24 protein-coding genes and 1 pseudogene are annotated in these 19,316 nt (G+C 59.1%); 15 read left to right on the top strand and 10 right to left on the bottom strand.

What is annotated here, in order from left to right; all coding sequences use genetic code 11:
• Positions 1–163 precede the first annotated feature (163 nt).
• Entirely contained in the window at positions 164–418 is a 255-nt protein-coding gene (locus NO934_RS18600) for a 4-fold beta flower protein (RefSeq protein ID WP_309164186.1), read from the bottom strand.
• 408 nt (positions 419–826) lie between these two features.
• Between NO934_RS18600 and NO934_RS18605 the strand changes: the two genes are divergently transcribed.
• From NO934_RS18605 to NO934_RS18635, 7 genes are all read left to right on the top strand, one after another.
• Positions 827–997 carry a hypothetical protein gene (locus tag NO934_RS18605; protein WP_309164404.1) on the top strand — a complete coding sequence of 57 codons (171 nt, stop codon included), beginning with the start codon at positions 827–829 and terminating at the stop codon, positions 995–997.
• A 190-nt stretch (positions 998–1,187) separates the two neighbouring features.
• The gene (locus NO934_RS18610) at positions 1,188–2,330 is read left to right on the top strand and encodes an alpha/beta hydrolase (protein ID WP_309164187.1); all 1,143 of its coding nucleotides are present in this window, start codon (positions 1,188–1,190) and stop codon (positions 2,328–2,330) included.
• Positions 2,331–2,606: 276 nt separating this feature from the next.
• Positions 2,607–2,846, top strand: a complete 240-nt coding sequence (locus tag NO934_RS18615; RefSeq protein ID WP_309164188.1) for a hypothetical protein — start codon at positions 2,607–2,609, stop codon at positions 2,844–2,846.
• Positions 2,847–3,033: 187 nt separating this feature from the next.
• Positions 3,034–3,171 (top strand): hypothetical protein, encoded by a 138-nt coding sequence (locus NO934_RS18620; protein WP_309164189.1) that lies wholly within the window; start codon positions 3,034–3,036, stop codon positions 3,169–3,171.
• Entirely contained in the window at positions 3,168–3,707 is a 540-nt protein-coding gene (locus NO934_RS18625) for a DUF4055 domain-containing protein (protein ID WP_309164191.1), read from the top strand. Before NO934_RS18620 ends, NO934_RS18625 begins: the two co-directional genes overlap by 4 nt.
• A gap of 118 nt (positions 3,708–3,825) precedes the next feature.
• Positions 3,826–4,176, top strand: a complete 351-nt coding sequence (gene rpsU / locus NO934_RS18630; protein ID WP_375143317.1) for a 30S ribosomal protein S21 — start codon at positions 3,826–3,828, stop codon at positions 4,174–4,176.
• Positions 4,177–4,271: 95 nt separating this feature from the next.
• A complete protein-coding gene (locus NO934_RS18635) occupies positions 4,272–4,538 on the top strand; it encodes a hypothetical protein (protein WP_309164193.1) in 267 nt (88 codons plus the stop codon).
• A 138-nt stretch (positions 4,539–4,676) separates the two neighbouring features.
• Here NO934_RS18635 and NO934_RS18640 read toward each other — a convergent pair whose 3' ends face one another.
• The 3 genes from NO934_RS18640 to NO934_RS18650 all read right to left on the bottom strand — a co-directional run bounded on the left by NO934_RS18640 (position 4,677) and on the right by NO934_RS18650 (position 6,946).
• Positions 4,677–5,303 (bottom strand): hypothetical protein, encoded by a 627-nt coding sequence (locus NO934_RS18640; RefSeq protein WP_309164194.1) that lies wholly within the window; start codon positions 5,301–5,303, stop codon positions 4,677–4,679.
• 388 nt (positions 5,304–5,691) lie between these two features.
• Positions 5,692–5,916: a hypothetical protein gene (locus NO934_RS18645; RefSeq protein ID WP_309164195.1), complete on the bottom strand. Its 225-nt coding sequence runs from the start codon at positions 5,914–5,916 to the stop codon at positions 5,692–5,694.
• 370 nt (positions 5,917–6,286) lie between these two features.
• Entirely contained in the window at positions 6,287–6,946 is a 660-nt protein-coding gene (locus tag NO934_RS18650; RefSeq protein ID WP_309164196.1) for an outer membrane beta-barrel protein, read from the bottom strand.
• Between the two features lie 952 nt (positions 6,947–7,898).
• On the opposite strand from NO934_RS18650, the gene NO934_RS18655 reads away from it, so the two are divergent.
• The 6 genes from NO934_RS18655 (at position 7,899) to NO934_RS18680 (ending at position 11,944) form a co-directional block, all read left to right on the top strand.
• A complete protein-coding gene (locus NO934_RS18655) occupies positions 7,899–8,276 on the top strand; it encodes a glycoside hydrolase family protein (RefSeq protein ID WP_309164199.1) in 378 nt (125 codons plus the stop codon).
• Positions 8,239–8,616, top strand: coding sequence for a hypothetical protein (locus NO934_RS18660; RefSeq protein WP_309164200.1), 378 nt, complete (start codon positions 8,239–8,241; stop codon positions 8,614–8,616). The genes NO934_RS18655 and NO934_RS18660 overlap by 38 nt, the downstream gene beginning before the upstream one ends.
• 61 nt (positions 8,617–8,677) lie before the next feature.
• On the top strand, positions 8,678–9,049 hold the full coding sequence (locus NO934_RS18665) for a hypothetical protein (RefSeq protein WP_309164202.1): 372 nt from the start codon (positions 8,678–8,680) through the stop codon (positions 9,047–9,049).
• Positions 9,050–9,088: 39 nt separating this feature from the next.
• Positions 9,089–9,475: a hypothetical protein gene (locus tag NO934_RS18670; protein WP_309164204.1), complete on the top strand. Its 387-nt coding sequence runs from the start codon at positions 9,089–9,091 to the stop codon at positions 9,473–9,475.
• 235 nt (positions 9,476–9,710) lie between these two features.
• On the top strand, positions 9,711–10,859 hold the full coding sequence (gene ampC, locus NO934_RS18675) for a class C beta-lactamase (protein WP_309164205.1): 1,149 nt from the start codon (positions 9,711–9,713) through the stop codon (positions 10,857–10,859).
• 371 nt (positions 10,860–11,230) lie between these two features.
• Complete coding sequence (locus NO934_RS18680; RefSeq protein WP_309164206.1) at positions 11,231–11,944, top strand: hypothetical protein; 714 nt, start codon at positions 11,231–11,233, stop codon at positions 11,942–11,944.
• A 290-nt stretch (positions 11,945–12,234) separates the two neighbouring features.
• On the opposite strand, the gene NO934_RS18685 is transcribed toward NO934_RS18680, so the two are convergent.
• The 5 genes and pseudogenes from NO934_RS18685 to NO934_RS18700 form a co-directional block, all read right to left on the bottom strand.
• Positions 12,235–12,357, bottom strand: coding sequence for a hypothetical protein (locus tag NO934_RS18685; RefSeq protein WP_309164208.1), 123 nt, complete (start codon positions 12,355–12,357; stop codon positions 12,235–12,237).
• A gap of 447 nt (positions 12,358–12,804) precedes the next feature.
• Positions 12,805–13,032, bottom strand: coding sequence for a hypothetical protein (locus NO934_RS18690; protein WP_309164210.1), 228 nt, complete (start codon positions 13,030–13,032; stop codon positions 12,805–12,807).
• 1,710 nt (positions 13,033–14,742) lie between these two features.
• Positions 14,743–14,904, bottom strand: coding sequence for a hypothetical protein (locus tag NO934_RS18695; RefSeq protein WP_309164211.1), 162 nt, complete (start codon positions 14,902–14,904; stop codon positions 14,743–14,745).
• A gap of 1,228 nt (positions 14,905–16,132) precedes the next feature.
• A pseudogene (locus NO934_RS20705) lies at positions 16,133–16,213 on the bottom strand (hypothetical protein); the annotation flags it as partial.
• 423 nt (positions 16,214–16,636) lie between these two features.
• Complete coding sequence (locus NO934_RS18700; protein WP_309164213.1) at positions 16,637–17,017, bottom strand: hypothetical protein; 381 nt, start codon at positions 17,015–17,017, stop codon at positions 16,637–16,639.
• Between the two features lie 258 nt (positions 17,018–17,275).
• Between NO934_RS18700 and NO934_RS18705 the strand changes: the two genes are divergently transcribed.
• Positions 17,276–17,458: a hypothetical protein gene (locus NO934_RS18705; RefSeq protein ID WP_309164215.1), complete on the top strand. Its 183-nt coding sequence runs from the start codon at positions 17,276–17,278 to the stop codon at positions 17,456–17,458.
• Between the two features lie 234 nt (positions 17,459–17,692).
• The gene (locus tag NO934_RS18710) at positions 17,693–17,854 is read left to right on the top strand and encodes a hypothetical protein (protein ID WP_309164217.1); all 162 of its coding nucleotides are present in this window, start codon (positions 17,693–17,695) and stop codon (positions 17,852–17,854) included.
• Positions 17,855–18,472: 618 nt separating this feature from the next.
• Here the strand turns inward: NO934_RS18710 and NO934_RS18715 are convergent.
• Positions 18,473–19,000 carry a DUF4142 domain-containing protein gene (locus NO934_RS18715; RefSeq protein ID WP_309164218.1) on the bottom strand — a complete coding sequence of 176 codons (528 nt, stop codon included), beginning with the start codon at positions 18,998–19,000 and terminating at the stop codon, positions 18,473–18,475.
• Positions 19,001–19,316: the final 316 nt, after the last annotated feature.

A 19,316-nucleotide genomic window follows, 5' to 3' on the forward strand; every position in this document is an offset into this window, starting at 1 on the left:
GTTCTCAGCGGCGCCTCGGGCTTCAATGGGTGAGCACTGAGCGCGCGCCGGTCTCCAAAACTCTTTGCCCCAACGTTCACCAATCAAAGTCATCCCAACGAGAGCTGACCAAAGGCTTCATGGGAGCGGAGCTTCCGCAAACTTTTCATCGGCTTGAGCTTCTTCAGTTTTTCATCGGCTTCACCTTCTTCATTGGCTTCATCGGTCCGCCTGTGGCGCCATCATCAATCAGAAGCCGATGTCCCGAATTATTCACGAGCCATCCGTCGTGAAGCCAACCCAGGTGAGCGCCATTGTAGCCGTAAATGTGCCCATCCTTTAGATAGGCGATTGGATTGCCAGCCCAGTCGAACAAGTGCTCCCCGTCGTCAGAATATAATCGCGGTTGACCGTGCCTATCATAAAAATCGAGCGCCATGCCCATCCTCCCAAACCAACGCCATGATAGCTTCGCCCAGGCTCTCGCCAAGGGCAAGACGGCAGAGAGGCTTATGCACTCGGGAGGAAGTCGCGGAATGCTTAGAGCGACAACTGCCTAGAGATGTTGGTTTGGCAGGATTATTGGCCTGCCGAAGCTCATGACTTCCATGCCTAGCCGACTCTCAAATTTGGCAAGTTCAGCGTGGAATGCGCCAAACTCAGTTCGGATAACCTCAATCGTGTCGGCTGTGATGTGGCCGGCGTATCCAAGGCTGAAAAATTTTCGAGTGCTTTGACGTTGCTCAAGTGTGGACCGAGCGTCGGAGTGCCTTCGTTGATCCAAAGTACGCCATGAGCGAGTTGGTTTCGAACTTTCGCCTGCTCTTTGACGTCGCTTGCGGTGCGCGTGTTCCGCGAATCTGTCTCGGACCGTCTAAACGATTTGGAACGGTCTGCGGTCGTCGTCATCATGCAGCGTCTGCACGAGAACGATGTGGCCGGCACGATCCTCAAGCTTGGGTTGGTGGGCAATCGAAAGGCCGAGACGACAACGACCACGGTTCGAGGGCTCTACTGAGGCGCGGTTCGTTCCAACCGCAAGAGCGGGAAAAGCACGGCGCCCCACTGCTTGGAAGCTAAGCCGCTGGTAGAAGGCGTGGGCATCGGTATTCGCCTCACACGGTCCGCTGCGCACATACAACGCGAACGGCAGTGGAACGCAATGTAGATCAATGGGTTCTTCGACGGCAATCTGGTCGGAGCCCAACATGCCATTGCTGTCTGTTATCCGCTTCTTCGGCATCCTTATTTCGCTCGTTGTGCTGGGTGTCTCCGCATACCTGCTCTGGACCTGGTACTCCGGTGATACGTTAGTCGACGAGGAAGGCGATCTAACGCGAATTCGTGAGTATTGGCGGCTTTGGCTGGGACTGGTGCTGCTGGCATGGTCTTTTCTGGGCCGTTTTGTTGTGCCGTTCCTGCTGGCCAAAGGCGACAAGCGTCCCGCGCGTTTTGAGCACGGCGACGGGCAATTGGTCGAGGGGGAAACCGGAACAATCTATGTTGGAGAGCATGGTCAGGGGCCGGTCACAATCGTTCTTACCCACGGCTGGTCGCTCGACAGCTCTGTGTGGGGATACACCAAGGAAGACATCGGCAGTGGAGTCCGGCTGATCAATTGGGACTTGCCGGGAATGGGAAAATCTGTTCCTCGGGATCGCGTTGTTATCGGCCTAACCACGTTTGCCGCCGAACTCCGGCGCCTCATCGAGACCAGGACCGGCCCCGAACCTGTTGTACTGGTCGGCCACAGCATCGGCGGCATGACGATCCAAACCTTAGCCCGGGATCACCCCGATCTCTTTTCAAGGCAAGTCGATGGCGTGGTCTTGCTCAACACAACCTACACCAACCCGCTCAAGACGATGATCTTGTCGGGCCTGATGCAGGCACTGCGGAAGCCGATTCTCGAGCCGGCGATGCGCCTCACAATGCTTCTCCAGCCGATTGTCTGGCTGATGGCGTGGCAGAGCTATCTGAGCGGCTGGACGCACATCGCCAACCGGTTCGGGTTCGGCAAGTATGTGACGCGCAGCCAGCTCAATCATGTTTCGCTGCTCACCACCCGCAACTCGCCAGGCGATCAGGCCAAGGGCAACCTGGCCATGTTCAATTGGGATGCCACCGGAGCCCTTTCGGACCTCAACGTGCCGGTGCTGGTCATAGGCGGCGAGTTGGACATCGTGACGAAGGCTGAAGCAAGCAAAGCCATTGCGGCAAGTTCCCGCCTGGCGCGGCTCGAAATCATTGAAGGTGTGAACCACTTGGGGTTCCTTGAGCGGCCAGACCTCTACAGCGCAGCGATAGCCAACTTTGCCGCAGAGATACAACGGCGCCCGCCTGTGCCCTGAAATCCAACAGGTGTACCGGAGGTTCGAGTGGCCGCCCTATTGGGCGGCCTTTTTCGTGGAAAGCTTAGATGACCCGACGCAGTTGATACAAAGCACCCTTCCTATATCGCGATGGCGGATAAGTGGGAGCTTATGCGCGACACGACGGCCGGCGAAACGGCGGTCAAAGCGGCGAGCACGAACTATCTTCCGCAGCCGTCGGGCTTCTCGGCGCAGGCCGATGGTGGGCGGGCTCTGTATGCCGCCTAGCAGAAGCGTGCGCAGTTCCCCGAGATCGTGGCGCCTACGGTCGACGGCATGGTCGGTGTCATCCATCGCACCGAAGCCCAGATCGAAATGCCGGATGCGATGCAGCCGCTCTGGGAGAAGGCGACCAAGGACGGTCTGCCGCTTGAGGCTCTGCATCGCCGGATCACCGCCGAGCTGCTGACGACGGGCCGGTATTCGCTTCTCGCAGATGCCGCGACCGAGGGCAGCGATCTGCCCTGTTGGCCGGCTACAGTGCCGAAGCGCTGATCAACTGGGCCGACGATCGCACCATGTTCGTGCTCGACGAGAGCGGCTTGCGTCGTGAGGGTTTCCGTTGGGAGCATCAGGAGCGGTTTCCCCGTACTCGAGATGGTTGATGGCCGGTACACGTAAGGACCCTACACCGGGACTGGGCGCTCGGCGGGCGAGCCGATCAACCCGACTGGCCGCGCCAATGCTTCGCTGTCCGTTTGTGGTGATCGGCGCTCGTGATCTGTCACTGTCGCCCGAGTTGCCGCCGCTGGTCGGTGTGGCCCGATCGGCGATCGCGCTCTATCAGCTTTCGGCGAATTACCGCTGGCAGCCTTCATGACGGGGCAGGAAACGCTAATCATCATCAATGGCGATGCGCCCGATGCCGTTGGGGCAGGGGCGGTCATCACGATCAAGCAGGGCAGCGGTGACGAGGCGGCCCGCCCCGACGTGAAGTATGTCGGCCCCGCCGGCACGGGCATTGGTGCCCATCGCGTTGCCATGCAGGACGAGCGGCAGAACGCGGCCCAGGCCGGAGCGCGTTCGTTCAACAGCGCCGAGCACAGGACTGCGGAGAGCGGTGACGCCCTTCGCATACGGTTCGCTGCCGAAACCGTCACACTGACCAGCATCGCCCAATCCAGCGCTCAAGGGCTGGAGAAGGCGCTACGGAATATTGCGGTGATGATCGGGCAGGCCCCCGAGAGGGTGACCGTGAATCCCAATCTGAGCTTCGTCGATGCCACCATGACTCCGGCAGAAGCCGAGGCACTGGTACGTGTCTGGCAATCCGGCGCGATCTCGTACCAGACGCTCTATGAGAATCTCCAGCGCGGCGAGATTCCTCGGCGGAGCGAGATTACGCGGGCGAGCTAGGGCTGATCGACAAAGAGGATATCGACCACGGCGTTGAGCCAGGAGAGGCAAATTATTGCCGCTTGGCAGCTCAGACCTGTAGCCGGCAGATGCACTGGGGTGCAGTTCCGCGCCAATTATGTTAGGCCGTGCTCAGGAGCGCTCCCCAGCGCTTCCTCCGCTTGCCCATCGGGGTGAGGCGGCCACCAAGATAGGAAGCTGTTTGCAGGTACAAGTCCGCGACAACAACATCGACCAAGCACTCAGGGTGCTGAAAAAGAGACTCCAGCGTGAAGGTGTTTTCCGCGAGATGAAGCTTCGGAGGCATTTCGAAAAGCCCTCTGAAAAGCGGGCACGAGAGGCAGCACAGGCAGTGCGCCGCGTGCGAAAAGAGGCGCGGAAAAAAGCAATCCGCGAGGGACTGATCGCCGGTCCTAAACGGAAGGGCCCTGAGCGCCCGAGAGCGCCATCAATGGCCCGCGGCGGCTAATTTAGTGCCACCTAGTTTTATCGCCCGCTTCGGCTCCCGAGGCGGGCTTTTCCATGGTCGGCAGTGACCGGCATCAAACCCAAGGAGAAAGGCCAGTGGCCTTCAAGGCAATCATCGACAGCCTCGACAGTGTCGAGGAACAGTTCCGCTCGCTCTATGAAGAGCAGGACGGCAAGCACTTCGTTGCCAAGCCCACGGGCGGCGATGCTGGTGGCAGTGATGGGAAGCGGATCGCTGACAATCCCTGGGACAGCAGCAATGGCAAGAAGCCGAACCTGACCCGTCAGCAGCAACTCATGACGGAGAACCCGGCCAAGGCCCGCCAGCTGGCGCAGGCCGCCGGCGTCACTCCGACCTGGTAATTCCCGGCGTCAGTGACGCCAAACAAGACGAGGTCATGCCCAGTGGGGTGGCCGTGACAAGCCAACGCCGCGATTGAGGCCGAGCTCAACCGGCGCGGTTGATTCTCACGCCGGGGCGGATGACTGCCCCGGCGACGGTCATTCGTCTGCTGCGATAAGCTCCGAGATGCGCTTCCGCTCGCGAGGTGACCTGATCTGTTGGGTTTCCGTTGTTTCGGCGATCAGCTTCCAATGATCGCCTTCCCACGTCGCGCGGAACTTGCGCCTGGCTCCAATGAGTTGGTCTTCGGAAGCGTAATCCGCGATGATCGTGATCTCCACGGTGATCGGGCCGCCGGCTGATTTCAAGTTTTCGACGTCATGGCCAGTGCGTCGCGCAACTGACGCGATCAGATCTTCGAACTTACCGAGAGAGGTGTATTGGGAGGGACCAAGCGTTCCTTGATAGGTGCGAAGCTTGGGATCGTCGCTACCCTTCTCGCCGTCAAAAAATTCGAAGTCGGTGATAGTGCATCCAAGCGTATCATCGCCGGCCCCGATCTCAACAAGCACACTTTCGATATAGATCGCATCAGAACTCATGTTGCTGACGAAGCAGGCGGCATCCAGGGTCGAACCCGCCGCGCGATTGATCACGATCTTCGGGAGTGTCTGCCGCCGAAAGCTCAGCAGAAAGACCTGCAGGTAGACGATCCAGATCAAAACCATCGCCCAGTTGGCGACAAGGTTGAGAACTTCGCTGTTGTCGGAAATCCATTGGAGCATGTTCGGGGCGTAGAGCGGTTATCGGGAACATGGCTGAACGCCCCGAGGAGCGGATGGTTGCCCTCGATGAGGGCGTCTTAGCCTGCCGCTGGTGGCTTAACGTTCACACTGTCGGGGCGCCAAGCCGCTCCGGCGCTTTCGGACAGGTGCACTATGAGCAACGTGATCAACTTGGGCGCAAAGCCTGCCACTACGGACGGCTTATATCCTCGCCACGGCATGGTGGGAGAGCGGCAAGACGATGCAGCCGGTGCGTGAGGCGTACTGGCTGAGCGAGATAAAACCAATTCTCGTGGTCATCTGCTTCCCCCAAGCATGGGCGGATGACACCACGATCCTGCCCCGCCGTAAAGCGGTAGGGCGGGGGAAGGCTATGTGATCGGGATGGCTATTCAGCCGCCCTCGGGTCAACCTGGACTCGACGCCTGAGCGTATATCCGTTGCGCTCGACCTCTTCCACTATATCGCTGAGATCCCAATCGGGTTCGATCTCGACGCGCTCTGGCTTTGCTGTGTGTCGCAGCCACGCAGGCAGTCGGCTCCAGTTATCGGTGAAGTAGTAGTTTTCGTGCTTGGGCCGTCGCTTGGCCCAGCCTTCGCGAAAGCAGAACATCGTGGCCTCCTATCGGTTCCCAAGCGTAGCATGGATGGAGGCTTTGTCACAAAAAAGAGGCCCAGCCGACAGACTGAGCCTCTCCTGAGGGTTAGAAGCGTCTGACCTCAGGCGACCAAGGACCAGACGATCGACTCTGGCACAACAGGATGACGGCCAGCAATATATCGATGGATCGAGGTGAGCCGCACATCGGATCGGGAACGTGGAACGGCTCGGCGGTAGCAACCTAGGGGAGGTGGCAAGCCAAAAACGACGATTAGCAGAGTCGATCGCAAGAAAAAGAGCCCGGCCAAAGCCGAGCCTCTCCCCCCAACCAGCAGCCCCCGTGCTAGAGAGGTGTGGCAGGGTATCTCTTAGAAGTGGTAGTTCAGGCCGATGCGAGCAGAGTGGGCATAAGCATCAGCACCGAAATCAGTCCCGAGGATGTCGAACTCAACGTCGTCGAACTGGATGTAGAGGTACTCAGCGTTGAGGAGGCTTTCTCGAACACCATAGCTTCCACACCTGCGCCAGCGGCCCAGCCCCAGCCCCACTCTTCGTCACTGATCGACGGACCAGCAACGGTATCGATGTCGTAACCTACCTGACCGAATGCGACGCCTGCCGTCAGGTACGGCATAAAGGTGTCGAGGTCGGCACCGATGCGTGCACGGACGGAACCGAAGCTCTGAATACCTGCCTCGCCATCCCCGATTCCGGCAAGGGTCTCTTCGTACACGATATTGGCGGCTTGGATGTCACCTTCGATACCGAACACAATTCCGCCGTTGGCGAAGTTGTAGCCGACCTGGGCGCCGCCCAGCCAACCTTCGATGTCACCTTCGACTTCTCCGGTGATGGCGCTGTGGAACGTGCCCTCACCCCAACCATAGCCGGCATTCAGGCCAGCGTAGAAGCCGTCCCAAACGGACGAAGAGTCGACCACAGGGCCGGGAACGATCGGTGCTGGCATGATCGGATCAGCAGCGTAAGCCTGACCGGCAGCAGCGCCGATAGCGAATACAGAAACAGCAAAAAGAGTCTTCATATGTGGTGTGCTCCAATTTGAAGTATCATTGTTCTGCCGTCGTTTCGCCTTTGTTTGCCCGGCTGGCCGGCATTTGACCGTACAAATGGCGTCAATGTGGCATTTCCGCACTAGTTCAGTGCGGAGTAGATCCTGCAGTTTCCGGCAAAGAAAGAGGCCCGACCGTAGCCGAGCCTGACTGAAAGTTGGGGAGCCTGACCAAAGGCGTCAGTAAGCCAGACACCTCATAGGCTCACGAACCCAGCGTCTCGGCAATTACATCATTGGATTGAGGTGAGCCGCTCATCGGGGCGAGATTGAGGGGACGATGAACGGCTCTAGGAGACGCAAGTCGGGGACATTGCGCGCCTCAGAAACGGCGCCGATGGCGAGTGGTTGCGGGTGAATCACTTTTGACGTGCGTGTGCGGCACGCGCCGTTTTGCGGCCACAAAAGAGGCTCGACCGAAGCCGAGCCTCTCCCCTTTCGGGTGCCAGGAATGGCCAGGCAACTGGCCAGACACTGCGATTACCGCATAACTTAAGCCGGTCGGCAATATATCGATAGATTGAGTGAGCCGCCCATCGGGCGAAGCGGGGGAAATGATGAGCGGCTCGGGCTCAAGGACGTTTGCAACCCAAGGAGTGGTTGCGTCGGCCGAACGAGCGATCCCGCCGGGCGGTTGCGGCGATTCACATCTGACAGTGGGATGATGGGGTGTGAAGAAAAATGAGCCGCTCACCGGTGATGATGAACGAGACGGCGAGCGGCTCGAGTGACTTCGCGATCTTGGAGGTCATGGTACAAAAACGCCGACGCCGCCCTGTGGTTGCGGCGATTCACTTCTGACATCTGGTGAGTAAAGCGGGCCGGGCGTCCTCCTCCCAGCGCCCGGCCAGTGTCACGCTTAGCTACCACGCAACCGTGACCCGACCACGTTAGCAGGAAACTCAACATCAACAAGGAGGCCACGATGGCCTTAACCGCGCGCGCGACGCTTGAACTCGCCTCGCATGGAGCGCTTGTGCGCCAAACCTACAAAGACAGTGTCGGCGTGCTGACCTGGTGCGTCGGCATGACCAACGCCACCGGTCATCGGGTCGAGCGCTATATCGGCAATCCGGCGCCGCTCCAGCACTGCATGAACCTTTTCGTCTGGGCGTTGCGGAACTATGCCAAGCACGTCGACGAGGTGTTTGTCGACTATCCGCTGAGCGAAGCTCAGTATGCCGCCATTCTGTCATTCACCTGGAACTTGGGGGGCTGCGGTGCTGCGCCAAGCGTCCTGGGTACGCCATTTCAAGGCGGGCGACATGGAAGCGGCCGAGACCGCCTTCAAGCTCTGGAATAAGGCCGGCGGCCATACTGCAAAGGGCCTGGTCACCCGCCGGGCTCGCGAGGCTGATCTGTTGTTCCGCGGTAAGTGGAGCAACGACGGCACGATCATCGAATACACGCGCCTGCGCTCAAACCTGCAGGTGGATTGTGCCAGCGCCAAACGGGTGAACGTTACCGCTGAACTCCGCAATGCCTTTGCCGGGGAGCACAGCCCGATCGTAGATCACGCGCCCCAGCCCGACGCGCCAGTTCAGACGCCGACGCTTCCGCCAAAGCACAATGCCGCGTCGCTCTTCGCAATCATCATTGCGGCCGCTCTCGGCTTGATCGGCTGGCGCTTCTCGCAAACCTGAACCTCCGACCATCTCAAGCTCCGCCGCCCTCCGAGGCGGCTTTTTAATCGGAGAAACAGCCATGCTCACGGGCATCTTCACGGCTATCAAGACCAACGCGGCGCTCGGCTGGATCGTGCGCCGCGTCTTCGACTGGGGCGGCTGGTTGGCCGGTATCCTCGGTGGCCTGCTCACCCTGTTCCTCCAGCTCGATCCGCTTACCCAGTCAGCGATTATCACAGTGCTTCAGGGCAACTGGCAGGAGGTGACGCTGGGCAGTGCGTTTGGCTTTGCGGTGCTGGCCATCAACCAGTGGCGCTCCTGGCGAGCCACGGTGAGGCCGCAGGTCGTCACCAGCGACAAGAAGAAGATCGAGTTGCCTGTGCTCACCGAAGAACAGGCGAGGGCGATCACGGGCTATGAGGGCCCGATTGAGGACCGCTCCAAGAGCTGATCCCCGCGGACCGACCACACCAGCACATGACGGGGCTCGATGGCTGATGATACGAGACAGCGCGACATCGGTCGCATTGAAGGGCGTCTCGATGGGTTGGACGACAAGCTCGATTCCATCGAACGCCTGCTCAAGGAACAGAACGTTGCCTCGAGTGAAAGCCGGAAGGCGCTTTATGAGCGGGTAGGGGCAATTGAGACCGACATCAAGATCGGTGCCGGCATCGATGCCCAGGTCCGAGCGAGGTTGGACAGCTTCGACGAACGACTGATTAAAGACGTCATGCCGACCATCAACGAAGTCCAGCGCTGGAAGGTGGCCGGCGTGACGGTGATCGCAATGGCGGGGTTTGCCGGGGCAGGCATCGCCTGGTTCGCCAACTGGGCCTGGGACGTGATCGTCAGCAAGTGGAACGGGGCGCCCTGACCTCGCTGGTCCTTCGTCGTACGGTGCTCACGTGGGAGCGGAATGCGCGGCAGCTCTCGACCCCCATTCCGGTCATTCGTCGGCCTTCTACGTGGCCGCGAGCGGTGCCGGGCTGTTGACTTTTACCTACTCTCAACTGTCTCGTGCTTGCGGTCTGGCGCCGCCTCAATGAAGTCACGCAGCCGCGCTCTTTCCTCCTCGCGCGTGATTCTACGCAAATGGGAAAGAGATAAGTATGCTTCAACTCATCAAACTGGCCCTGCCGGCCTGCCTCGTAATCTATCCAGGTGCTTCATATGCGGTCGATCACACCGCTATTGCTGCCGCTGTCGACGGCGCTTTCGTGCCGCTTATAAAAGAGCATGACGTTCCCGGGCTGGCAGTGGGCGTATCTATCAATGGAGAGCATCATTTCTTCAATTACGGCGTTTCCTCCCTTGATGGTGGGGAGCCGGTCACCGAGCATACGATCTTCGAGCTGGGTTCAGTGAGCAAGACGTTCACGGCTGCGCTGGGCGGCTATGCATTGGCGCAAGGCAAACTCTCACTGGAGCACACGCCCTCACGCTACATCCCTGAACTCGCCGGCGCTCCGATCGATAACGCCACACTGGCACACCTCGGAACCTATACAGCCGGCGGACTGCCACTGCAGTTCCCCGAAGGCATCACGAGCGACGATGAAGCTCTGTCATATCTCGCAGCGTGGCAGGCTGATGCGGCACCTGGGCAAATACGACGCTATTCGAATCCCAGCATCGGGTTCTTCGGCCATCTGACAGCCCGTGCACTGGGCGGAGAGTTTGCTGAGCTGCTGGACGAAGAGATCTTCGATGCTCTTGATCTCGACCACACCCATGTTCGGGTGCCGGAAAACCATGAAGCCTTGTACGCATGGGGATATGATGCCGAGAACCGACCCATTCGGGTTAATCCGGGTCCGTTCGACGATGAGGCCTATGGGGTGAAGTCCAGTGCCGCCGACGTGATTGCCTTCGTCGATGCAAACATCCGGCCCGAGACACTACAGCGCGATCTGCGAGAGGCGATCGAGGCAACGCAAATGCCCTACTTTCGCATCGGGCCCATGGTTCAAGGTTTGGGCTGGGAACAAATGCCGTATCCCCTGACAGCAGAAGAGCTGCTCGCGGGCAATTCCCTAACCTTGGCAATGGAGCCCAATCCCGCCGCTTCCGTAAATGAAGGAACCGGGGAAACAGTCCTCTTCAACAAAACCGGCTCAACCAACGGTTTTGGTGCCTATGTTGCCTTTGTCCCCGAGGAAGACATGGGCGTCGTGATGCTCGCCAATAAGAACGTGTTCATGCCAGCACGTATCCATGCCGTGCACGCGGTGCTGGAGGCACTAGCCGCTCAGAACTGATCGTTTCGCTGAGTTTGTGCTCCGCCGGCCATCCGGCCGGTGGCGCAATTGACGCCCAATGACCGAATTTTCGAAGGCGGGCGTTGCCTATGCATCCGTCTATAGGGCCTGGGACGTGATCGTCAGCAAGTGGAACGGCGCGCCATAGGTGGCGAGGCTTGGGGCACACGCTTTGGGGGGAGGGACCCGAGCCTCGCCGTGAGCACCTACCTTCGGGAAGCTCAGCGCTCGCCGGACCAATTACCAACTCGGTGCCTTCTCTCATATGGGTCATTGGAATGTGTGCACTGGGACAAGGAAGCAGGGTTAATCGCGCTTTAAGAAACCTCGGCTAATCGTTGGCTTAGATCCGCTTAGGGGAACTCAAGCGCATGAAAAAGTTGGTTGGTGGGACAGCCCTTACAGCAGTCGCATTCCTCACCACGGCAGCCCAGGCCGCCGATCCGGTTTATCCGGAATACATCCCGCCCTATGTCCCTCCGGTCGACGAGGGCCTGGGCGGCTCGTTCTACCTGCGCGGCAGCGTCGCCGGCAATTCGAGCTGGGCGGGCGAAGCCCTGCACACTGAAACGGATGATACCTTCGACATCATCGAAAACGGCTGGGGCTACAGCGCCGGCATCGGCGCCGGCTATGAAACCGGCACTGGCCTGCGCTTCGATGCGACCGTCGACTACCTCTCCAATCGCGGCATGACGGCCGACGTCGATGATGGTCTGGGGGATCGCGAACTGGATCTGCGCTCCACCATCGTTCTGGCCAACGCCTATTACGATTTCGGCCTGAGCGACATGGGCCTCACCGCTGCCGGCGGCGCCTTCGGCTATGTGGGCGCAGGCGTTGGCGTTGCGTTCAACGAGTCCCGTGTGGAAGACAATGTCGGCTATGGCGAGTGGGGTTCGAACACCAGTCTTGCTGCCGCCGGCATGGCCGGTGTTGGTTACGATTTCGGCGCGCTCGTTGCCGACCTCGGTTACCGGGGCCTTTATATCAACGAGATCGAGAATACCGATGCTACGCCCAACTACAGGGTTGATGACGCCTGGGTTCACGAAGTCCGAGCCACTCTACGCTACCGTTTTTGACCGGCTGAGCTCTCGGAGATGCTTCACCGTAACTGATCCATGGACCTGATAGTCTGCGTTTAAGTCAAAGAACCCCACTGTCTGCAGCAGTGGGGTCTTCTGTTTGGCATGCGCCGACGACTCTACCGCTTCCAGACCAGCCGCCCCACAATCGACGAGGTCAAGCGCTGGAAGAATGCGGGAAGAGCGTTTTCCCAATGGTGGGCATAGCCGGCGCGTCCATTGCGCCTTCATGAGGTTGGCCCTGTGACATTATCGTTAGAATGTGCAACGGCGTGCTATAGGCGCTGTCAATCCCCGTCGTCTTTATCGTTCATCAGGCCGAAGTTCTGATAGACGCGGGATAGGTCCTCAAGCTCCTTGGCAAGTTCCGCCAAGGCTGCGGCGGCCGTGGTAGTGGGCCAGCCGGCCATGGCTGTGTCCCGTACCAGCTTATCAAAATCGTCTCGTATCGCTGATCGGCATGCCCTCACTGAGACTGCGCCAACCGGAGAGCTGATAGCCATAAACTTTTCCTGAGGCCGCCTACGGTGACAGACGAACGATCCTAGCGACGTTCCGGTCACCACATGTAACGCAAGTCACCAATTTAACTGCTCTCGGTCCCGTGGAACGCTGTGTTCGCCTTGAGCATTTCGCTTGCATTACAGGAGTCAGTCATGCTCATGAAATGGATTGTCGCGCTTATGTTGGCGCTGGGATTAGGCGTCTCGCTGGCCGCTTGCGAGGGCCCAGAGATGGATGGGATGGAGGTCGAGGACAGCGACTGAGGCCGCTGACTAGTCCTCCGGCCGCTTGTCGGTGCGCCAGCGGAACAGACGGGAGCGATGTCGCATGTGGCCGCCTGACGTGATCGGCGCTTACCTCGGCGGGATGTAGTAGGAATCGAGGACGGCACTCGATGAGGAAGCGGTTTTGGCGATTGGTTGACGCATGCCCTCGATTTTCTCGCCACCATGCAACCAAAGAAGGAGAGAGGCGAGCAGAATGGCTAGGATCAGTCCTGCGACAACAACGAATGGATCGATGCCATCAATTTGAGTCGAACGCACGCTTCGCTCAGCGGCAACAGGTTGGTGGACTGACATTGGGCCTCCTTGAAATCGGCGTCCTCGGAAGCACGCGGGGGACATGCGCTCCCGAGGACGTATCGACATTTGCCGACGCCGAAAGAACGGAATTTGAGGGCTAAGGTTCCAGTCAAAGCACTGAGTTTATTCAAACATTTCCCTGACGCCGATGTCAGCTTTTTGTCAGGTAAGGGTGCGTCCACTCGGTATCCGGCACTGGACCGAAACTGAACATCAGCTCTGGATCGCCCGCATTTGCCAAGATTCGGATTGACCGTGCAGCTTGAGCTGGCAGCGGAGACCGTGGGTAGCGGATCGGCTTAGGCGTGGCGACGAGGAATACCCCAGAGGCAAGGCCCTTGAACTTCGCCGGCGGTAAACTAAATAAAGCTTCCTCCCCAACAGAACCACGCATTGGCGCTGTTCCCTCCTCCTGCGGCCTTGCGTGAGCCCGGCGTGCTGCACCTCATTGAGTGCGCCGCCGGGCTATTGCCTTTTCCAAGCCTCTCGATACCTGAGCATCTTCAATAGCCCCTCGAGGTCGCTCTCGGCCGTAGCCTCAAAGGCGGCCCTAATCCTCTCCAGCGCGTCCTCTCGCGTCGCCACCACTCCGCTATCAATTCCTGACCATACCGTGGTCCACTGCCATTTGCCCTGCTCCGGGCCGGCTGGGATATGAGTGATCCTCCCCACCTCAATACCATCGCGGAACACCATGCGGTCTGTGTCACGGTGTTCTGGTTCATCGGGCCATGTGGGGCTATGGGTCCATGTGGGCATGAGGGTGATAGTAGAAGGGCGGGGCAGGGCTCCACAAGATGGGGCTAACCATGCTCAGAGAAGCCCAGAAGAGACGAAAAGGCAGAGCCTACCCTAGTGCCGGAGAGGGTGAAAACCGCACCCTGTGAGGACGCCAGTAGTGCGGGCAGCCTGCGGAAGAAGCCAAACTAAATCAATGCCCCGACAAGAGGGGGTGCGGGGCGCCTAAGCACCTTAGAAATCAACCATTTTAGCACAATGTCATCGCCCACCGTCCTTTTTCTATGAAGCTCTTTTTTTGACGTTTTCCGGTATTCACCCTTTTCTGAGGTGCGGGGCATGAAGTTCCTGAAACGTCCTTCCATGCCTACCGACGCGGCGCTGCCGATCAGCACAGCAGGTATAGACTTCTACCTGCTGCGGGTTCGACCATCCGGATCGCGCGATAAACTCGTGAGTGGTTCCCCCAACGTTTTCCGATCCGATAGCCGACAGCTTCTTTGCTGTGTCGCAACCAACAAGGCAGTCGGCTCCAGTTGTCGGTGAAGTAGTAGTTTTCACGCTTGAGCCGTCGCTCGGCCCGGCCTTCGCGAAAGCAGAACATCTTGGCCTCCTATCGGCTGCCAAGGGTAGCACGACGGAGGCGTTGCACGGAAAAGAGGCCCGTTGCGGCCGGGCCTCTTCCATGTGGGACATCTAGCCCGAGACTGGGGATATCGAGCTAGACACCGTCAGTAGCGCACGAATGCGTCTCGTCGGCAATATATCGATAGATTGAGGTGAGCCGCCCACCGGATCGGGAACGTAGCAACCTAGGGGAGGCTGCAAGCCGAAAACGACGATTAGCAGAGTCGGTTGCAAGTCAAAAAGGTCCCGACCGAAGCCGAGCCTGACTAAGAGTTGGGTGAGCCTGGCCGAAGGCGCAGTGGCCAGACATCTTGTAGGCTCATGGACTCAGCGCCTCGGCAATTACATCATTGGATGGATCTGATTTGCTAACCGCTTACCTGAGTTCGTCTCAGCACCGGGTGCGCGTTTTATCTGCTGGTAGATATTCTCGATGTAGAGAATGGTCTTGGCGAGACGCTCAGCGTTTTCTTTGGACGAGTTTGTGTCTGATGTGTCGGCCATGGGCGTCCGTCTTCACGCTGCGGAAGGGCTAGCCGTCTTGCCCCGAGGTCAAACGGCTAGGGGTCGGGCCGGGGCGACTGGCCATACACCGGGATTACCGCACGCTTAAAGCCGGTCGGCAATTACATCATTGTGTTGTGGGTGGTGGGGGAGCCGCCCACCGGCGTGGGCGCGTGGGTGAGCGGCTCTGCAATGCTTTGGAGGCAATTGCGCGCAAACTATGCCATGGGCGTGCGGGCGGCACTAGGAGCGAGTGAGCCGCTCATCGAGGAGTGAGGGAAGCAATGAGCGGCTCGGGCACAGGGACGTTCTGCAATGATAGGGAGGCATTGCACATCTTGAACGGACCTGGCCGCGCGCGGTTGCGTCGATTCACTTCTGACAAGCAACGAGGGTTCTACAGGCTCGTAAAGCCACCAATGAGCCCGGCTACGAAATTAAGCACGAACCCACCGGCCATAGCGATGATGACGAACGCAACGATCTGTTTCGCCAACGAGATCATTTGCCTCTCCGTTTTAAAGCCGCTGCAGATTACCAAGTTACTAGGCACAAAGCAGAGTGTCACGCCGCTCTCTGAGGCACCTTCCACAAGGAGGGCACCAAGGCCTTAACCACCCGCGCTGCGCTTGAACTCGCGTCGACGAAGCGCTCGTGTGCCAACCAACAACAACAGTGTAGCCGTGCGGTCCTGTGCGTCGGCTGCTGGCCGTCCGAACGGTTGCGGCGGACATGCGAACAGTAGATGTCGCATAGTGCCGCCCGCCCCGGGGAGCGAGGTTGGAGCGAGCGGCGGGAGGAAATGCGTTTCTCTGCTGGATGAGCCGCTCAGCCGGGTCAGGGTGCGGTGAGCGGCTCTAGGTGACGCGCAACCAGGGGAGTTGCATCGGTCGAACGAGCGACCGCGGCGAACAGTTGCCCGGATTCACATCTGACAGAACGGCAAAAGGAAACTCCGCCGGAGCGGGGTCAGAACTTATGGTTGATTCCAGCTTGTTTCATTACGGCTCGCTATGTGTCGGAACAGTCCATTGTGACGCTAAATGAGCGGTTGGTAATCGGGCTATGCCACAGTTCGCGGTTGCCTTCGGCCTGACGCTTGAAGTAGCAGCCATGCTGCTCAAGGACTTCGACAATAGCTTTGTGAAGCGCTGACCCATTGGTGGGCGAGGCTACCGTGCAGCAAACTGAGAGGTCGCAAAGCTCAAGGGGGTCGGCCACGTCATCGTCATGCGTGACGCGGTGCGCAGTTCTCTTCGAGCAAGTCCGGCGCTAGGGCCTGCACACGCTTGATGAGATCATCAATGTATGCGGCTTCGGTCTCTCATGTTTGAGCGGGCGCTGACCAGCGCCCGTACTTCACATCGACGCAGCCAGACGATCCGGGCGCCGACCCTGTCGACCAACACCCACGGCTCAGTTGGGGCGCCATCATCACCATCATCTTCGGGGTCGCCATTGCAGCGGCCATCATCTTCGGGGTCGCCATTGCAGCGGCCCTCTTCTTTTTGAGCCGCTGAAAGGACATGACATGCTCACGGGCATCATTACGCCATCAAGACCAACGCGGCGATCGGCTGGGTCGTGCGCCCATCTTCGACTGGGGCGGCCAGCTGACCGGCATTCGGGTGGGTACTGGTAGGAGGTGACGCTGGGCAGCGCGTTCGGCTTTGCCTGAGGACCGCTCCAAAAGCTGATCTCGCCCACCGACCATACCAGCACATGACGGGGATCAATGGCTGACGACACGACACAGCGCGACACCGGTCGCATCTAAGGGCGCCTCGATGGATTGGACCCCCTTGCTCCAGGAGCAGAACGTCGCCTCTAGCGACAGCCGGAAGGCGCTCTTTGAGCGGCTAGGGCCATCGAGACGGACATCAAGATCAGTGCCGGCATCGACGCCCAGGTCCGAGCGAGGCTGGACAGCTTTGACGGACGACTGACCAAGGGATGTCATGCCGACCATCAACGAAGTCCAGCGCTGGAAGGTGGCCGGCGTGACGGTGATCGCAATGGCGGGGTTTGCCGGGGGCAGGCATCGACTGGTTCGCCAATTGCCTGGGACGTGATCGTCAGCAAGTGGAACGAGGCGTTCTGATCTCGCTAGCATCGTCGACCGTCATCGCAGGGGTTCCATAGCAGACGCAACTGCCGACATCGAGGTCGTTTCCCGACTGCCCGGTTCTGGGGATCGAGGTTCGCCGGGAGAACGAGCAACTTGCTCGCGAGACTATGAGCAAAACTGCAAGCAAGCGAGGATGGGCTGCAACCCAACAAGTTTACCATTAATTTTGGATTAACTTCAACGCTGTTCCAATTTCTTGTACACCCATATTATAGTATCAATGAGAGTTGGGGAGTGAAACAATTGGATACCCAGGATGATGAATTAGCCAATGTAACGCTCATACTTGAGGTCGAGTACGAGAACATGGACCTTTTGCACGCGGGCCTTGACGGCCTGCGAGATGCAGGCAACCTCTACGGCGAAGTGGTGCGTTGCGAGGCCATAAACGTGCCACACACCATTACGTTTCTAAATCACAGCTAAGCTTCGTCAGTGACGGCTCGCCCGTACCTCAGCATCTTCAATAGCTGCTTGTGGCACTCGAACCTATATCAGATAGCGAACGGGGATACCTTTCCGTGCCAGCAGAATGGCCTTTAAGTTTTGCCAGCGGTCTTCCCCGACGTCGGCGGGATCAGAGCTCCACTCCGATTCCGGTCGGCTCATGAACAGGTCCATCTCTCGTGGGCTCAGCTGCTTGCGAACCGACGCTTCCCATTGGTCAACGAAGGCTCGATCGAGTTGATGCCCGTCGAGAGCTTTCCCGAGCTCGTCGAGCAGTTCAACCAGAGCAAGGTACTGCGCTTGGCCCTGCTCAGGCGGGGCGTGAATATCAAGGCCCTTTATGTGAGCGGGCAACTGATGCGGGTGCCGGCGTGATGGCATCGAACGTCGTCCTTTTTAACTTGCAGCGCGCCGTTGCTCATCGGCGACGGCCTCTGATTTGATCCATGGCAATCTTCCGGCCGCTTGTCGGAGCGCCAGCGCAATAGGCGTGCGCCGTGTCGCATGTGATCCCCGGTGATGTGATCGGCGCTGACCTCGACCACGAGAATGGGCTTGAGCGGGATCGGCTTTCGCTCTTTGCCTGACCATCGGCTAACGCCGCCCGATCCGCGGCCGGTGAAGCCTTCGCCGCCGATGATCGGCTTTAGGATGTGGCCTATTTCTTCGGCAAGCCGACAGCTTGCGGAGACCGTCTCCAGTCCCACCTTTCGTCAGCCGAGCGCCGAACCAATTCTCGAAACTCTCTTTCGACCGGAACGGCTCGCCGTTGTCCTTCTCCATGAAGGCATATCGCCCGTTTCTGTCTTGTGGATGATGTCGAGCAACACCTGGGGCACCTTTGCCGTGATCAGGTGATGGGGCAGCTTGGCAGTTCGGATGGAGATTACGCCACCCGGCCACCCGCAGCGTACAATTAACTGCCGCGTCACCTGCTCGGGTGACGCGGCAACGGGGACATGCCGGCGCGGCTGAAACTTGGCCCACAGGGAGCTATTCTTCCGCCATCTGGGTAATGTGCTCAAGATGTTGCTCAAGCGTGGGCAGCGTCTCGGCCGCAAACGACTTTAAGGCGCTTTCCTGTCCATCCGTCGAAAAACTCTCGAAGAGCGCTACCGCGGATCTATGTGCTGCAACCTGGGCAGCAATGTATGCCTGATCAAACTCCTCCCCTTGGAGGGCTGAGAGTTCCTCAATCTGAGTTTGATGGAGTTCTTCCATCTCGGAAGCGGGGGTGATGCCATCTTCTTCGGCGGCAGCCATCATCTGCTCGCCGGCCGCGGTATGGTCCGTCACCATCTGCTCGGCGAAGGCCACGACCTCCTCGTTTTGGGAGGTGTTGATGGCAAGTTCACTCGACTCGATCTCAAATGTATTCGAAGAGGCGGCCGAGTCGGCAAATTGCTGAGGGTCCACGATCGGTGGTGGCGAATCCTGCTGGCCCTGCTGGGCAAGCACAGTCGTGGCCATGAGCGGAACAGCGGCAAGCGCGAGCGCTGCCGCGAGACTGGAGAGTTTCATCTCTTCCTCCTTTTCTCGGTGGAGGAAGGGAAAGCCACTCCATCCGAACCGGTTCCGGATGCGCGCTTTGACCGGTGATTTGATAGCGTGGTGCGCATCACCTCTACCAGCTCGGTTAGCGCGGTCCACCTGGCGTCGTCGAGGTAGGAAACAAATCGACGAACGCAAATGGACGAAGAGTGAACCCAGCAGGTTTGGAGGTTCGCGCAAGACGAAAGCTCACCGACCACGACGTCCGATCCACCAATACGCAGCACTAGCGATGGCCCCGACGGCGATGCCAACAGCGATGGCGATGAACGTGTCCAAACCGACC

Origin of the sequence: Pelagibacterium sp. H642 (assembly GCF_031202855.1) — a bacterium.
In the GTDB taxonomy this organism is placed as follows: Bacteria; Pseudomonadota; Alphaproteobacteria; order Rhizobiales; family Devosiaceae; genus Pelagibacterium.

Excerpts from the sequence above, each read along its gene's own strand:
- NO934_RS18665 (WP_309164202.1), top strand. The coding sequence starts at position 8,678 with ATGCTCACGGGCATCTTCACGGCTATCAAGACCAACGCGGCGCTCGGC.
- NO934_RS18695 (WP_309164211.1), bottom strand. The coding sequence starts at position 14,904 with ATGGCCGACACATCAGACACAAACTCGTCCAAAGAAAACGCTGAGCGT.
- NO934_RS18600 (WP_309164186.1), bottom strand. The coding sequence starts at position 418 with ATGGCGCTCGATTTTTATGATAGGCACGGTCAACCGCGATTATATTCT.
- NO934_RS18700 (WP_309164213.1), bottom strand. The coding sequence starts at position 17,017 with ATGCTAGCGAGATCAGAACGCCTCGTTCCACTTGCTGACGATCACGTC.
- NO934_RS18650 (WP_309164196.1), bottom strand. The coding sequence starts at position 6,946 with ATGAAGACTCTTTTTGCTGTTTCTGTATTCGCTATCGGCGCTGCTGCC.
- NO934_RS18620 (WP_309164189.1), top strand. The coding sequence starts at position 3,034 with ATGCTTCGCTGTCCGTTTGTGGTGATCGGCGCTCGTGATCTGTCACTG.
- NO934_RS18690 (WP_309164210.1), bottom strand. The coding sequence starts at position 13,032 with ATGTCAGTCCACCAACCTGTTGCCGCTGAGCGAAGCGTGCGTTCGACT.
- NO934_RS18670 (WP_309164204.1), top strand. The coding sequence starts at position 9,089 with ATGGCTGATGATACGAGACAGCGCGACATCGGTCGCATTGAAGGGCGT.
- ampC (WP_309164205.1), top strand. The coding sequence starts at position 9,711 with ATGCTTCAACTCATCAAACTGGCCCTGCCGGCCTGCCTCGTAATCTAT.
- NO934_RS18680 (WP_309164206.1), top strand. The coding sequence starts at position 11,231 with ATGAAAAAGTTGGTTGGTGGGACAGCCCTTACAGCAGTCGCATTCCTC.
- NO934_RS18640 (WP_309164194.1), bottom strand. The coding sequence starts at position 5,303 with ATGCTCCAATGGATTTCCGACAACAGCGAAGTTCTCAACCTTGTCGCC.
- NO934_RS18645 (WP_309164195.1), bottom strand. The coding sequence starts at position 5,916 with ATGTTCTGCTTTCGCGAAGGCTGGGCCAAGCGACGGCCCAAGCACGAA.
- NO934_RS18715 (WP_309164218.1), bottom strand. The coding sequence starts at position 19,000 with ATGAAACTCTCCAGTCTCGCGGCAGCGCTCGCGCTTGCCGCTGTTCCG.
- NO934_RS18610 (WP_309164187.1), top strand. The coding sequence starts at position 1,188 with ATGCCATTGCTGTCTGTTATCCGCTTCTTCGGCATCCTTATTTCGCTC.
- NO934_RS18685 (WP_309164208.1), bottom strand. The coding sequence starts at position 12,357 with ATGGCCGGCTGGCCCACTACCACGGCCGCCGCAGCCTTGGCGGAACTT.
- rpsU (WP_375143317.1), top strand. The coding sequence starts at position 3,826 with ATGTTAGGCCGTGCTCAGGAGCGCTCCCCAGCGCTTCCTCCGCTTGCC.
- NO934_RS18660 (WP_309164200.1), top strand. The coding sequence starts at position 8,239 with ATGGAAGCGGCCGAGACCGCCTTCAAGCTCTGGAATAAGGCCGGCGGC.
- NO934_RS18655 (WP_309164199.1), top strand. The coding sequence starts at position 7,899 with ATGGCCTTAACCGCGCGCGCGACGCTTGAACTCGCCTCGCATGGAGCG.
- NO934_RS18625 (WP_309164191.1), top strand. The coding sequence starts at position 3,168 with ATGACGGGGCAGGAAACGCTAATCATCATCAATGGCGATGCGCCCGAT.